Origin of the sequence: Citrobacter sp. ABFQG, from assembly GCF_004322975.1 — a bacterium.
Taxonomy (GTDB): Bacteria; Pseudomonadota; Gammaproteobacteria; order Enterobacterales; family Enterobacteriaceae; genus Citrobacter; species Citrobacter freundii.
The window spans coordinates 1,487,668-1,502,202 of record NZ_CP036435.1 but is presented as its reverse complement, the minus strand read 5'-3'; the positions used below and the strand labels follow the sequence as shown (position 1 = coordinate 1,502,202).

At 52.5% G+C, this 14,535-nt stretch carries 10 protein-coding genes; 8 read left to right on the top strand and 2 right to left on the bottom strand.

Annotated elements, in window-relative coordinates; genetic code table 11:
- Nucleotides 1-87 precede the first annotated feature (87 nt).
- On the top strand, nucleotides 88-783 hold the full coding sequence (araD, locus tag WN16_RS07300; protein ID WP_103790812.1) for an L-ribulose-5-phosphate 4-epimerase: 696 nt from the start codon (nucleotides 88-90) through the stop codon (nucleotides 781-783).
- Nucleotides 784-823: 40 nt separating this feature from the next.
- Here the strand turns inward: araD and WN16_RS07295 are convergent, their stop codons facing one another.
- Entirely contained in the window at nucleotides 824-1,207 is a 384-nt protein-coding gene (locus WN16_RS07295; RefSeq protein ID WP_044699003.1) for a DUF4751 family protein, read from the bottom strand.
- Nucleotides 1,208-1,803: 596 nt separating this feature from the next.
- Here WN16_RS07295 and polB point away from each other — a divergent pair.
- The 3 genes from polB to rluA all read left to right on the top strand — a co-directional run bounded on the left by polB (nucleotide 1,804) and on the right by rluA (nucleotide 7,864).
- Nucleotides 1,804-4,155, top strand: a complete 2,352-nt coding sequence (gene polB / locus WN16_RS07290) for a DNA polymerase II (protein ID WP_044699004.1) — start codon at nucleotides 1,804-1,806, stop codon at nucleotides 4,153-4,155.
- Between the two features lie 131 nt (nucleotides 4,156-4,286).
- Complete coding sequence (gene rapA, locus WN16_RS07285) at nucleotides 4,287-7,193, top strand: RNA polymerase-associated protein RapA (RefSeq protein WP_044699006.1); 2,907 nt, start codon at nucleotides 4,287-4,289, stop codon at nucleotides 7,191-7,193.
- 11 nt (nucleotides 7,194-7,204) lie between these two features.
- A complete protein-coding gene (rluA, locus tag WN16_RS07280; RefSeq protein WP_003018849.1) occupies nucleotides 7,205-7,864 on the top strand; it encodes a bifunctional tRNA pseudouridine(32) synthase/23S rRNA pseudouridine(746) synthase RluA in 660 nt (219 codons plus the stop codon).
- A gap of 95 nt (nucleotides 7,865-7,959) precedes the next feature.
- Here the strand turns inward: rluA and djlA are convergent, their stop codons facing one another.
- Entirely contained in the window at nucleotides 7,960-8,775 is an 816-nt protein-coding gene (gene djlA / locus WN16_RS07275; RefSeq protein WP_003837382.1) for a co-chaperone DjlA, read from the bottom strand.
- A gap of 255 nt (nucleotides 8,776-9,030) precedes the next feature.
- Between djlA and lptD the strand changes: the two genes are divergently transcribed.
- Genes lptD through rsmA form a run of 4 tightly spaced genes read left to right on the top strand, consistent with a single transcriptional unit; the run spans nucleotide 9,031 to nucleotide 14,534 of the window.
- Nucleotides 9,031-11,388: an LPS assembly protein LptD gene (gene lptD, locus WN16_RS07270; protein WP_016149536.1), complete on the top strand. Its 2,358-nt coding sequence runs from the start codon at nucleotides 9,031-9,033 to the stop codon at nucleotides 11,386-11,388.
- A 53-nt stretch (nucleotides 11,389-11,441) separates the two neighbouring features.
- Nucleotides 11,442-12,728: a peptidylprolyl isomerase SurA gene (gene surA / locus WN16_RS07265; protein WP_003018860.1), complete on the top strand. Its 1,287-nt coding sequence runs from the start codon at nucleotides 11,442-11,444 to the stop codon at nucleotides 12,726-12,728.
- The gene (pdxA, locus tag WN16_RS07260) at nucleotides 12,728-13,720 is read left to right on the top strand and encodes a 4-hydroxythreonine-4-phosphate dehydrogenase PdxA (RefSeq protein WP_032948498.1); all 993 of its coding nucleotides are present in this window, start codon (nucleotides 12,728-12,730) and stop codon (nucleotides 13,718-13,720) included. Before surA ends, pdxA begins: the two co-directional genes overlap by 1 nt.
- On the top strand, nucleotides 13,713-14,534 hold the full coding sequence (gene rsmA / locus WN16_RS07255) for a 16S rRNA (adenine(1518)-N(6)/adenine(1519)-N(6))-dimethyltransferase RsmA (protein WP_003018865.1): 822 nt from the start codon (nucleotides 13,713-13,715) through the stop codon (nucleotides 14,532-14,534). The genes pdxA and rsmA overlap by 8 nt, the downstream gene beginning before the upstream one ends.
- Nucleotide 14,535: the final 1 nt, after the last annotated feature.

Below are 14,535 nucleotides of genomic sequence, written 5' to 3'. Positions count from 1 at the left end.
GGATTGCCCGGTGGCATTTCATTTACCGGGCCTACAAATCACCGTAGGCCGGATAAGCGAAGCGCCATCCGGCATTCAGGAGTTAACATGCTAGAAGATCTTAAACGTCAGGTACTGGAAGCCAATCTGGCGTTGCCTAAGCACAATCTGGTCACCCTGACCTGGGGGAACGTCAGCGCCGTCGATCGCGAGCGCGACGTGTTTGTGATTAAACCTTCCGGGGTCGATTACAGCGTAATGACCGCAGACGATATGGTGGTAGTCAGTATCGCCACGGGTGAAGTAGTCGAAGGCCAGAAGAAGCCCTCTTCCGACACCCCAACGCACCGACTGCTGTATCAGGCATTCCCGACCATTGGCGGCATTGTTCACACCCACTCGCGTCACGCGACAATCTGGGCGCTGGCGGGTCAGTCGATTCCGGCCACGGGTACCACCCATGCGGACTATTTCTACGGTTCGATTCCCTGCACACGGAAAATGACCGACGAAGAAATCAACGGCGAATATGAATGGGAAACCGGCAATGTGATCGTTGAAACCTTTGAGAAACAAGGTATTGACGCCGCGCAGATGCCTGGCGTGCTAGTGCACTCTCACGGTCCGTTTGCCTGGGGAAAAAATGCCGAAGATGCGGTGCATAACGCCATCGTGCTGGAAGAAGTCGCCTACATGGGGATCTTCTGTCGCCAGCTCGCGCCGCAATTGCCAGATATGCAACAAACCCTGTTAGATAAGCATTACCTGCGTAAACACGGTGCTAAAGCCTACTACGGGCAGTAACCTTTATATAAGCGCGTTTTGATCGTCGCGCGCTTTATTTCTACTCGGCTATATATTCAGCAAAAGCACTTTGATAAACACAGTTATTAGAAGAAACATACTCAATCACATTGTCATAATTCCCATGAGTTTCCTCTCCTTCCAGTGAATGGAAGAAAATATAATCTGTTATCGTTGACTGCCATTTCTGCCCACACAACAAATAATTAATTACCGTATCACGATGACCATTTCTTCTGTCATGCCCCTGCCAGTGAAAAAAAGCGTTTCCACTTTCAATTATTTCAGTCCGCCAAATTTGTCCGGTCCATGTTTTGTACTCAATATATTTGCTCACAGTTTTAATTAATGGGTTTGATAGCTGAGTATTAACAAATAGATAGTGCTGGTATCCAGGCAAAATTGCCTGAGTATAAACATTCATAAAAACTCCATCTCATCACTTTCCCGGATATGTATTAAGAAGCACCCGAACAGTAAGCTGAAAATAAATTATATCCCGAGATAAAAACCAAATTCTACAGAGAGATTCCCGACGAATTCGAACTGAAAATCCGTTTCTATTCGGCAATAAATACGATTAAATATATATTATATTTCAAACTCATATCCGGATGCTTCGAATAAAATCTTTACATCAACCATTAATAAACACAAATAAAAAAAGTAACTTTTCCTGAATCCGAGAAAGATGTAGCAAAAATAAATAAGCACAAATCCGAAAAACAGCAAACATCCGATAATGGACTTTATAATATCAATTCAATACATAACCCAGATGGACAATCGCCATTTAAAACAACAGCCACACCAATAAAATAGTTCACTGCAACTCGTCTTAGGCACGATATTCATATATTAAATACGAAGATAACCCAGGCTGACACAACACATTTTTTACTCAGAGACGCTTTTTACTCCAGCGGGTACCGCGTCTTACGCCGAATAACTGTACAAAATAACAGTACAATCATGTAAACCAGGCTATAATAGTGTCTGGCTTTTTGACGGATACACAGCGTGGCGCAGGCAGGCTTTATTCTAACCCGACACTGGCGGGACACTCCGCAGGGAACTGAGGTCTCATTCTGGCAGGCTACAGACGATGGGCCGCTGCAGGTCACGCTTGCGCCTCAGGAGTCAGTCGCGTTTATTCCCACCAGTCAGGTTCCTCGCGTCACGTCATTATTACGCACTGAAAACGGCTATCGCCTGACGCCTCTTCAGTTGCAAGACTTCCACCGCCAGCCCGTTTCCGGCCTGTATTGCCGCTCACATCGCCAGCTTATGCGGCTGGAAAAACTGCTGCGCGAAAACGCAGTCACCGTCTACGAAGCTGACGTACGGCCGCCGGAGCGGTATCTGATGGAGCGCTTTATCACCTCCCCTGTTTGGGTCGAAGGCGACAGACATGACGACATGCTGGTTAATGCCCGCCTGAAGCCGAACCCTGACTATCGACCACCGCTAAAATGGGTATCGCTGGATATCGAAACCACGCGCCACGGCGAACTCTACTGCATCGGTCTTGAGGGCTGTGGGCAGCGTATTGTCTATATGCTCGGCCCGGCAAACGGTGACGCCTCTGCGCTGGATTTTGAACTTGAGTACGTTGCAAGCCGCCCGCAGTTGTTGGAAAAGCTCAATGACTGGATTGCCCGTCACGATCCTGATGTGATAATCGGCTGGAACGTCGTGCAATTCGATTTACGCGTCCTGCAAAAGCACGCCGAACGTTACCGCATTCCCCTGCGTTTTGGTCGTGACAATAGCGAGCTGGAGTGGCGCGAGCATGGCTTCAAAAACGGCGTGTTCTTCGCGCAGGCTAAAGGTCGCCTGATTATCGACGGCATTGAGGCGCTCAAATCCGCATTCTGGAATTTCTCGTCATTTTCGCTGGAGACGGTGTCGCAGGAGCTACTGGGCGAAGGGAAGTCAATTGATAATCCCTGGGACAGGATGGACGAAATCGATCGCCGGTTTGCCCAGGATAAGCCCGCGCTCGCCACCTACAATCTCAAAGACTGTGAGTTGGTTACGCGTATTTTTCATAAAACCGAGATCATGCCATTTCTGCTGGAGCGATCGACGGTCAACGGTCTGCCGGTCGACCGGCACGGTGGTTCAGTTGCCGCCTTCGGACATCTCTACCTGCCACGAATGCACCGGGCGGGGTATGTGGCACCGAACCTGGGTGAAGTCCCCGCTCACGCCAGCCCCGGTGGCTACGTGATGGACTCGCGCCCTGGCTTATACGACTCGGTACTGGTGCTGGATTACAAAAGCCTGTACCCCTCAATAATACGTACTTTTTTAATCGATCCGGTGGGGCTTATCGAAGGAATGGCGCAGCCGGATCCGGAGCACAGCACCGAAGGGTTCCTTGACGCCTGGTTCTCACGTGAAAAGCACTGCCTGCCGGAAATCGTGACCCGGATCTGGCATGGTCGCGATGAAGCAAAACGCCGCGGCAATAAGCCGCTCTCGCAGGCGCTGAAAATCATCATGAACGCATTTTACGGCGTGCTGGGAACCACCGCCTGTCGCTTTTTCGACCCGAGACTGGCCTCGTCCATTACCATGCGCGGTCATGCGATCATGCGCCAGACCAAAGCACTGATTGAAGCTCAGGGCTACGACGTTATCTATGGCGATACCGACTCGACCTTTGTCTGGCTGAAAAAGGCGCACTCAGAAGACGATGCCGCCCGGATTGGCCGTGAGCTGGTGAGCTATGTCAACGACTGGTGGGCGCAGTCGCTGAAGCAACAAAACCTGACCAGTGCGCTGGAGCTGGAATTTGAAACCCATTTTTGTCGCTTTCTGATGCCGACCATTCGCGGTGCAGATACCGGCAGTAAAAAACGCTATGCAGGGATGATTCAGGACGGCGCTGAGCAACGTATGGTGTTTAAGGGACTTGAAACGGTACGAACCGACTGGACGCCGCTGGCCCAACAGTTTCAGCAGGAGCTATACCTGCGAATTTTTCGTAACGAACCTTATCAGGAGTTTGTTCGCGAGACTATTGACCGTCTGATGGCCGGTGAAATGGATGAACAACTGGTGTACCGCAAGCGCCTGCGCCGCCCGTTAAGCGAATACCAGCGAAATGTTCCACCACACGTGCGTGCCGCGCGCCTCGCCGATGAGCAGAATGTAAAGCTGGGGCGTCCACCGCAGTATCAAAATCGCGGAACCATAAAATATGTCTGGACGGTCAATGGCCCAGAACCTGTTGATTATCAGCTATCTGTGCTCGATTACGAGCATTATCTGACACGCCAGATCCAACCCGTTGCCGAGGGAATTCTTCCCTTTATTGACGATAATTTTGCTACACTACTCACAGGGCAACTGGGGTTATTTTGACGCGTGACGAAACCGTCGCCATCCAGTACCATAGCGCCCTTTCCATTCCTGGACCCCAATACACTTGCTGCCACTTTACTCTGGCAGAGGGTGAGTATTGCCTGCAACTAAAGATATAGAGCCGAACATATATGCCTTTTACACTTGGTCAACGCTGGATCAGCGATACAGAAAGCGAATTGGGACTTGGTACCGTTGTCGCCATGGATGCGCGAACCGTCACATTACTTTTCTCATCGACGGGCGAAAACCGTCTGTATGCGCGCAGTGATTCCCCCGTGACCCGCGTGATGTTCAATCCTGGCGATACGATAACAAGCCATGAAGGCTGGCAACTGCATGTCGATGAAGTAAAAGAAGAAAACGGCCTGCTTGCCTATATCGGAACCCGCCTGGATACCGAAGAAACCGGTGTCATGCTGCGTGAAGTACTACTCGACAGCAAACTGGTATTCAGCAAACCACAAGATCGCCTGTTTGCCGGCCAGATTGACCGCATGGATCGCTTTGCTCTGCGCTATCGCGCGCGTAAATTTCAGAGCGAACAATACCGTATGCCGTGGAGTGGTTTGCGTGGTCAACGTACCAGCCTGATTCCTCACCAGCTGAACATTGCCCATGATGTTGGCCGTCGTCATGCCCCTCGCGTTTTACTGGCAGACGAAGTGGGTTTAGGTAAAACCATTGAAGCCGGGATGATCCTGCATCAACAGCTGCTGTCAGGCGCCGCAGAGCGCGTGCTGATCATCGTGCCGGAGACATTACAGCACCAGTGGCTGGTCGAAATGCTGCGTCGCTTCAACCTGCGTTTTGCCCTGTTTGATGATGAGCGTTATGCAGAAGCGCAGCACGACGCCTACAACCCGTTTGAAACCGAACAACTGATCATCTGCTCGCTGGACTTTGCCCGTCGCAGTAAACAGCGCCTGGAGCATCTGTGTGACGCCGAATGGGATCTGCTGATCGTCGATGAAGCGCATCACCTGGTGTGGAGCGAAGACGCGCCCAGCCGCGAATATATGGCCATTGAACAACTGGCAGAACGTGTGCCGGGCATCCTGCTGCTAACCGCTACACCGGAGCAGCTGGGCATGGAAAGTCACTTTGCTCGTCTGCGCCTGCTGGACCCCAGCCGTTTCCACGATTTCGCCCAGTTTGTTGAAGAGCAAAAAAATTATCGTCCGGTCGCCGACGCCGTCGCTATGTTACTGGCAGGCAACAAGCTGAGTAACAGTGAGCTGAACATGTTAGGCGACATGATTGGCGAGCAGGACATTGAGCCGCTATTGCAGGCGGCAAACAGCGACAGCGAAGATGCCCAGAGCGCGCGTCAGGAGCTGGTTTCGATGCTGATGGACCGCCATGGCACCAGCCGCGTGCTGTTCCGTAACACCCGTAATGGTGTGAAAGGCTTCCCAAAACGCGAGCTGCACACCATCAAGCTGCCGCTGCCGACCCAATACCAGACGGCGATTAAAGTCTCCGGCATTATGGGTGCGCGTAAAAGCGCGGAAGACCGGGCGCGCGATATGCTCTACCCGGAACAGATTTATCAGGAATTCGAAGGCGACACCGGCACCTGGTGGAACTTTGATCCGCGCGTGGAATGGCTGATGGGCTACCTGACCAGCCACCGCTCGCAAAAAGTACTGGTTATCTGTGCGAAAGCCACCACCGCGCTTCAGCTGGAGCAGGTTCTGCGCGAGCGCGAAGGTATCCGCGCAGCCGTGTTCCATGAAGGGATGTCGATCATTGAGCGTGACCGCGCCGCAGCCTGGTTTAGCGAAGAAGATAGCGGCGCACAGGTCATGCTGTGTTCTGAAATCGGCTCCGAAGGGCGTAACTTCCAGTTCGCCAGCAATCTGGTGATGTTTGACCTGCCGTTCAATCCGGATCTACTGGAACAGCGTATTGGCCGTCTGGACCGTATTGGTCAGGCACATGATATTCAGATCCACGTTCCGTACCTGGAAAAAACCGCGCAATCCGTGCTGGTGCGCTGGTACCACGAAGGTCTGGATGCGTTCGAACACACCTGCCCGACCGGCCGTACCATCTACGACACGGTCTATAACAATCTGATCGGCTACCTGGCTGAACCAGAAAATACCGATGGCTTTGACGATCTGATCAAAACCTGTCGCGAACAACATGACGCGCTGAAAGCACAGCTGGAACAAGGTCGCGATCGTCTGCTGGAGATCCACTCTAACGGCGGTGAAAAAGCGCTGGCGCTGGCTGAGAGTATTGAAGAACAGGACGATGATACCAGCCTGATCGCCTTCGCCATGAATCTGTTTGATATCGTTGGTATTAATCAGGATGACCGTGGTGACAATTTGATCGTGCTGACGCCGTCCGATCATATGCTGGTGCCAGATTTCCCGGGATTGCCGGAAGATGGCTGCACCATTACGTTCGAGCGCGATGTCGCCCTGTCGCGTGAAGACGCACAGTTTATTACCTGGGAGCATCCGTTAATCCGTAATGGTCTGGATCTGATCCTCTCTGGCGACACCGGCAGCAGCACCATTTCATTGTTGAAAAACAAAGCATTGCCGGTCGGAACGCTGTTGGTTGAGCTGGTGTATGTGGTTGAAGCGCAAGCGCCGAAACAGCTGCAGCTGAACCGCTTCCTGCCGCCAACGCCGGTACGTATGCTGCTGGATAAAAACGGCAATAACCTCGCTGCACAGGTTGAGTTCGAAACCTTTAACCGTCAGCTCAGCGCCGTTAACCGCCACACCGGCAGTAAACTGGTCAACGCCGTGCAGCAAGACGTTCATGCTATTCTGCAACTCGGTGAAGCGCAGGTGGAAAAATCAGCCCGCGCGCTGATCGACGCGGCGCGTAAAGAAGCGGACGAAAAACTGACTGCGGAACTCTCCCGTCTGGAAGCGCTGCGTGCCGTTAACCCGAACATCCGTGATGACGAACTCAGCGCAATTGAAAGCAACCGTCAGCAGGTGATGGAAAGCCTGGATCAGGCGGGCTGGCGTCTGGATGCCCTGCGCCTGATCGTCGTGACGCATCAGTAACGGAGCCATACATGGGGATGGAAAACTACAATCCGCCGCAGGAACCCTGGTTGGTCATCCTGTATCAGGATGAGCACATTATGGTGGTCAACAAGCCGAGCGGTTTGTTGTCTGTGCCGGGTCGTCTGGATGAGCACAAAGACAGCGTGATGACGCGTATCCAGCGCGATTATCCGCAGGCTGAATCCGTCCATCGTCTGGATATGGCCACCAGCGGCGTGATTGTAGTCGCGCTAACCAAAGCGGCAGAGCGCGAGCTAAAACGCCAGTTTCGCGAGCGCGAACCGAAAAAACAGTATGTTGCACGCGTCTGGGGGCATCCCGCTCCGGCCGAGGGTCTGGTTGATTTACCGCTGATTTGCGACTGGCCGAACAGGCCAAAACAAAAAGTGTGTTATGAGACCGGGAAATCAGCGCAGACAGAGTATGAGGTGGTGGAGTTCGCGGCGGATAACACCGCCCGGGTCGTGCTTAAACCGATTACCGGACGCTCCCACCAGTTGCGTGTGCATATGCTGGCGTTAGGGCATCCAATCCTCGGCGATCGCTTCTATGCTCCGCCTGAAGCGCTGGCGTTGGCACCCCGCCTGCTGCTGCACGCCGAGATGCTAACCATCACGCATCCCGAATACGGCAACAGTATGACGTTTAAAGTCCCGGCGGATTTTTAAATTCTGAGCCAATTTATGCCGGGGGCGCTTCGCTTGCCCGGCCTACATTCATTACCGTAGGCCGGATAAAGCGCTAGCCGCATCCGGCATAATTATTATTTAAAGCCTTTTTGTTCTTTGATTAACTCGTAAGCCTTCTGGATTTCCTGCGCTTTTTGCTTCGCCATTTCCATCATCTCTGGCGGCAGACCTTTCGCGACCAGTTTGTCCGGATGGTGCTCGCTCATCAGCTTACGGTAAGCGCGCTTTATGGTAGTCGCATCATCGGTCGTTTTCACACCCAGCACATTACAGGCGTCTTCCAGCGTCGGGCCGCGTTGCGCCTGCTGCCAGCTACCGCCGCCAGACTGCTGCTGATATCCGCCGCCAAACTGTGCGCCGCCCTGCATCATGCGCAGGAACTGATCAAATTGGGTACGTGAGATCCCCAACTCTTCAGCAATCACATACAGCACTTCACGTTCGTTAGGATGTAACGACCCATCGGCAAATGCCGCCTGGATTTGAATTTCCAGAAACATGCGGATCAGATCGAATCGACCGAAACAGACGCTGCGAAACTGACGCATCTTTTCACGTAATGGATAATTATCCGATTTTCCTACCCGGAAGGCGTGTTGTGCAGCCGTTCGCGAATCACCGTGCAAATTCATCCGATCCATCAACTGGCTGGCGATATGAATATCGGCTTCCGTGACGCGACCTTTGGATTTGGTCAGATGTCCCATCACCTCAAAAGTGGTGGCAAAAAACAGCGCCTGGCGTTCACGTTGGTTGGCAAACCACGCCATTTTGCGCATGCGGGCTTTGTCGAACATGTGGCCAACTAACAGCCCCAGAACGACACCCCAGAAGCCGCCACCCATCATTAAGGCCACGGCTACACCAATTATCTTTCCCCAATACTGCATAGACTCCCCAAATCTTTATGCTCTCAGCCAGGCTATGTCCCACAATATAAGGTGCTTTTACCGATTTACGGCTGCGGTCAATTGTGGGACATCGCCTATAATTTGCATTATCATACCTGTCATTCAATGCCGTGCCTAACACCACGGATGCCTAAATGGGCAGGATTAACACTAGCGCAGTGAAGATGAGATAAGTTAGGCTGTGACCGTTTGTCACGCGCGACGCTACTGATGATGGAACAATAAATACAACGTATGAAAAAACGTATTCCCACTCTTCTGGCTACCATGATTGCCAGTGCCCTCTATAGCCATCAGGGCCTGGCAGCCGATCTCGCCTCACAGTGTATGCTGGGCGTGCCGAGCTATGACCGTCCTCTGGTACAGGGCGAGACTAATGAATTACCCGTCACCATCAATGCCGACAACGCTAAAGGGAATTATCCCGATGACGCGGTATTTACCGGCAACGTGGACATCGCACAGGGTAACAGCCGCCTGCAGGCCGACGAAGTACAGCTTCATCAGAAGCAGGCTGAAGGCCAGCCGGAGCCAATACGTACCGTCGATGCGCTGGGCAATGTCCATTATGATGACAATCAGGTTATTCTGAAGGGGCCGAAGGGCTGGTCGAATCTGAATACCAAAGATACCAACATCTGGGAAGGTGATTACCAGATGGTGGGCCGTCAGGGACGCGGGAAAGCCGATCTGATGAAACAGCGTGGCGAAAACCGTTATACCATTCTGGAAAACGGTAGCTTTACCTCCTGTCTGCCAGGTTCCGATACCTGGAGCGTCGTCGGTAGCGAAGTGATCCACGACCGTGAAGAACAGGTCGCAGAGATCTGGAACGCCCGTTTTAAACTGGGTCCGGTTCCGGTCTTTTACAGTCCTTATTTACAGTTACCCGTCGGCGATAAGCGCCGTTCCGGTTTTCTGATCCCGAACGCAAAATATTCCACTAATAACTATTTTGAGTTCTACCTGCCGTATTACTGGAACATTGCGCCCAACATGGACGCCACCATCACGCCACATTATATGCACCGTCGTGGCGGGATCATGTGGGAAAACGAATTCCGCTACCTGACGCAAGCAGGTGCGGGCCTGATGGAGTTCGACTATCTGAACTCCGATAAAGTGTATGAGGACGAACATCCGAAGGATGACAATTCACGTCGCTGGCTGTTTTACTGGCAACACTCTGGGGTGATGGACCAGGTGTGGCGTTTCAACGTTGACTATACCAAGGTCAGCGACACCAGCTACTTTAATGATTTCGATAACAAATACGGTTCCAGTACCGACGGCTACGCCACGCAAAAATTCAGCGTCGGCTACGCGGTACAGAACTTTGATGCCACAGTTTCGACCAAGCAGTTCCAGGTCTTCGACGCGCAAAACAGTAACAGCTACTCTGCGCAGCCGCAGTTAGATGTCAACTACTACCAGAATGACGTTGGTCCGTTTGATACCCGTATTTATGGTCAGGCGGTGCACTTCGTTAACACCAACGACAACATGCCGGAAGCGACGCGTGTTCACCTTGAACCGACCATCAATCTGCCATTGTCGAACAACTGGGGAAGTATCAATACCGAAGCAAAACTGCTGGCAACGCACTATCAGCAGACTAATCTGGATTGGTACAACAGCAACCCGCAGAACACCAAGCTCGATGATTCAGCTAACCGCGTCATGCCGCAGTTTAAAGTTGACGGCAAGATGGTGTTTGAGCGTGACATGCAAATGCTGGCGCCGGGTTATACCCAGACGCTGGAGCCGCGTGCGCAGTACCTGTACGTACCGTATCGCGACCAAAGTCATATCTATAACTATGACTCGTCCCTGCTGCAATCCGACTATAGCGGCCTGTTCCGTGACCGTACCTATGGCGGTCTGGACCGCATTGCCTCCGCCAACCAGGTCACGACTGGGGTCACATCTCGCGTTTATGATGACGCAGCCGTTGAACGTTTTAATATATCCGTGGGTCAAATCTACTATTTCACCGAGTCTCGCACCGGCGATGACAACATTAAATGGGAGAATGATGACAAAACGGGCTCACTGGTATGGGCGGGCGATACCTACTGGCGCATCTCCGATCGCTGGGGGTTACGCAGTGGGATCCAGTACGATACCCGTCTGGACAGCGTTGCAACCAGTAGCAGCAGTATCGAATATCGTCGCGACGAAAACCGTATGCTGCAGTTGAACTACCGTTATGCCAGCTCGGAGTATATCCAGGCTACTCTGCCGTCTTACTACTCTACGGCAGAGCAGTATAAAAACGGGATCTCACAGGTGGGCGCAGTGGCAAGCTTCCCAATCGCCGACCGTTGGTCGATTGTTGGCGCTTACTACTTCGATACCAACGTGAACAAAGAAGCAGATTCAATGCTGGGGCTGCAGTACAACTCCTGCTGTTACGCCATTCGCTTCGGTTACGAACGTAAGCTGAACGGCTGGGATAACACCCAGAAACACGCGATTTATGACAACACGATCGGCTTTAATATCGAACTGCGCGGCCTGAGCTCCAACTACGGTCTCGGCACCAACCAAATGTTGCGTTCAAACATTTTGCCGTATCAAAGCTCTTTATGATCTGATTGATTTACAACGTAATCCGCATCGCGGTTAATTGAAATGGAAAAAGTATGAAGAACTGGAAAACGCTGCTTCTCGGTATCGCCATGATCGCGAATACCAGTTTCGCTGCCCCACAGGTAGTCGATAAAGTCGCAGCCGTCGTCAATAACGGCGTCGTTCTCGAAAGCGACGTCGATGGCTTAATGCAGTCAGTAAAACTTAATGCGGGTCAGGCTGGTCAGCAGTTACCGGACGACGCCACGCTGCGTCATCAGATCCTGGAACGTTTGATCATGGATCAAATCCTCCTGCAAATGGGTCAGAAGATGGGTGTTAAAATCTCTGACGAGCAGTTGGATCAGGCTATTGCCAATATCGCCAAGCAGAACAACATGACGCTGGATCAGATGCGCAGTCGTTTGGCACAGGATGGTTTAAGTTATTCGACCTATCGTAGCCAGATCCGCAAAGAGATGACCATCTCTGAAGTTCGTAACAACGAAGTTCGCCGTCGCGTCACTATCCTGCCTCAGGAAGTGGATGCCCTGGCGCAACAGGTAGGCAACCAAAACGATGCCAGCACCGAACTTAACCTGAGCCACATTCTGATCCCATTACCGGAAAACCCAACTTCCGACCAGGTTAACGCGGCTGAAAGCCAGGCACGCTCTGTTGTTGATGAAGCGCGTAACGGTAGCGATTTCGGCAAACTGGCTATTACTTATTCCGCTGACCAGCAGGCGCTGAAAGGCGGCCAGATGGGTTGGGGACGTATTCAGGAGCTGCCGGGTATCTTCGCCCAGGCGTTAAGCACTGCGAAAAAAGGCGATATCATCGGCCCAATTCGTTCAGGCGTCGGCTTCCACATCCTGAAAGTCAATGATATGCGTGGCCAAAGCCAGAGCATCTCCGTGACTGAAGTTCACGCCCGCCATATTCTACTTAAGCCGTCGCCGATCATGACCGATCAGCAGGCGCGTCTGAAGCTGGAACAAATCGCGGCAGATATTAAGAGCGGTAAAACTACCTTCGCGGCAGCCGCTAAAGAGTTTTCTCAGGATCCAGGCTCTGCCAACCAGGGCGGCGATCTGGGTTGGGCTGCAGCGGATATTTTCGACCCAGCTTTCCGCGATGCGCTGACCAAACTTCATAAAGGCCAGATGAGCGCCCCGGTGCACTCCTCTTTCGGTTGGCATCTGATCGAACTGCTGGACACGCGTAACGTTGATAAAACTGACGCGGCGCAGAAAGACAGAGCTTACCGTATGCTGATGAACCGTAAATTCTCGGAAGAAGCAGCAACCTGGATGCAGGAACAGCGCGCCAGCGCTTACGTTAAAGTTCTGAGCAACTAATGGCTCGTACTCAACGTGTTGTTATCACTCCCGGCGAACCCGCCGGGATTGGCCCGGACCTGGTGGTTCAGCTCGCCCAGCGCGATTGGCCTGTAGAACTCGTTGTCTGTGCGGATGCAGGACTTCTCAGTGACCGGGCAGCGATGCTCGGTTTACCGCTTTCACTCCTCCCCTACTCTCCAGATACCCCAGCCAGACCGCAATCAGCAGGCACATTGACGCTGTTACCGGTTGCGCTGCGGGCACCTGCTGTCGCGGGTCAGTTGGCGGTAGAAAACGGGCAATATGTAGTGGATACGCTGGCTCGCGCCTGCGATGGTTGTCTGCAAGGTGAGTTTGCGGCGTTGATCACCGGTCCGGTTCACAAGGGCGTAATCAATGACGCAGGCGTTCCGTTTACCGGGCATACCGAGTTTTTTGAAGAGCGCTCACAGGCAAAGAAAGTTGTTATGATGCTGGCGACCGAAGAGCTGCGCGTTGCCCTGGCAACCACGCATTTGCCGCTCAGAGCCGTTGCCGACGCCATTACGCCCGCCCTGCTTCAGGAAGTGATCGGCATTTTGCATCATGATTTACGCACTAAGTTCGGCATTGCCGATCCACATATTCTGGTGTGCGGTCTTAACCCGCATGCTGGTGAAGGCGGTCATATGGGAACGGAAGAGATAGACACCCTCATTCCGGTACTCGATGAACTGCGTGCGCAGGGGATGAAATTAAACGGCCCGCTGCCCGCAGATACGCTTTTTCAGCCCAAATATCTCGACCACGCGGATGCCGTGCTGGCAATGTACCACGATCAGGGTCTCCCCGTGCTAAAATACCAGGGATTTGGTCGCGGTGTGAATATCACGCTGGGCCTGCCCTTTATTCGCACATCCGTCGATCACGGCACCGCACTTGAACTCGCGGGCCGTGGACAAGCAGATGTCGGCAGTTTTATTACGGCGCTTAATCTCGCCATCAAAATGATTGTTAATACCAATGAATAATCGAGTCCATCAGGGCCATTTAGCCCGTAAACGTTTCGGGCAGAACTTCCTCAACGATCAGTTTGTGATCGAAAGTATTGTCTCTGCTATCAACCCGCAGAAAGGTCAGGCTATGGTCGAAATCGGCCCAGGCCTGGCGGCATTGACCGAACCAGTAGGCGAACGTCTGGACAAGCTCACGGTCATTGAACTGGACCGCGATCTGGCAGCACGCTTACAGACACACCCGTTTTTAGGGCCTAAGCTGACGATTTATCAGCAAGATGCCATGACCATGAACTTCGGCGAACTGGCACAAACGATGGGACAGCCGCTGCGTGTATTCGGCAACCTGCCGTACAACATCTCCACGCCGCTCATGTTCCATCTTTTTTCCTATACTGATGCCATTGCCGACATGCATTTCATGTTGCAAAAAGAGGTGGTCAATCGTCTGGTTGCAGGGCCAAACAGTAAAGCGTATGGTCGATTAAGCGTCATGGCGCAGTATTACTGCAATGTGATCCCGGTACTTGAAGTACCGCCTTCCGCATTTACGCCAGCGCCTAAAGTTGATTCAGCTGTTGTGCGTCTGGTCCCTCACGCGACGATGCCGTACCCGGTTAAAGATGTTCGTGTGCTGAGCCGTATTACCACCGAAGCGTTTAATCAGCGCCGTAAAACGGTACGTAACAGTCTCGGCAACCTATTTAGCGTTGAAGTACTGACAGAGCTGGGCGTTGATCCGGCGATGCGAGCGGAAAATATCTCTGTCGCGCAATACTGCCGGATGGCTAACTATCTGTCAGAAAACGCGCCATCGAAGGAGAGTTAAA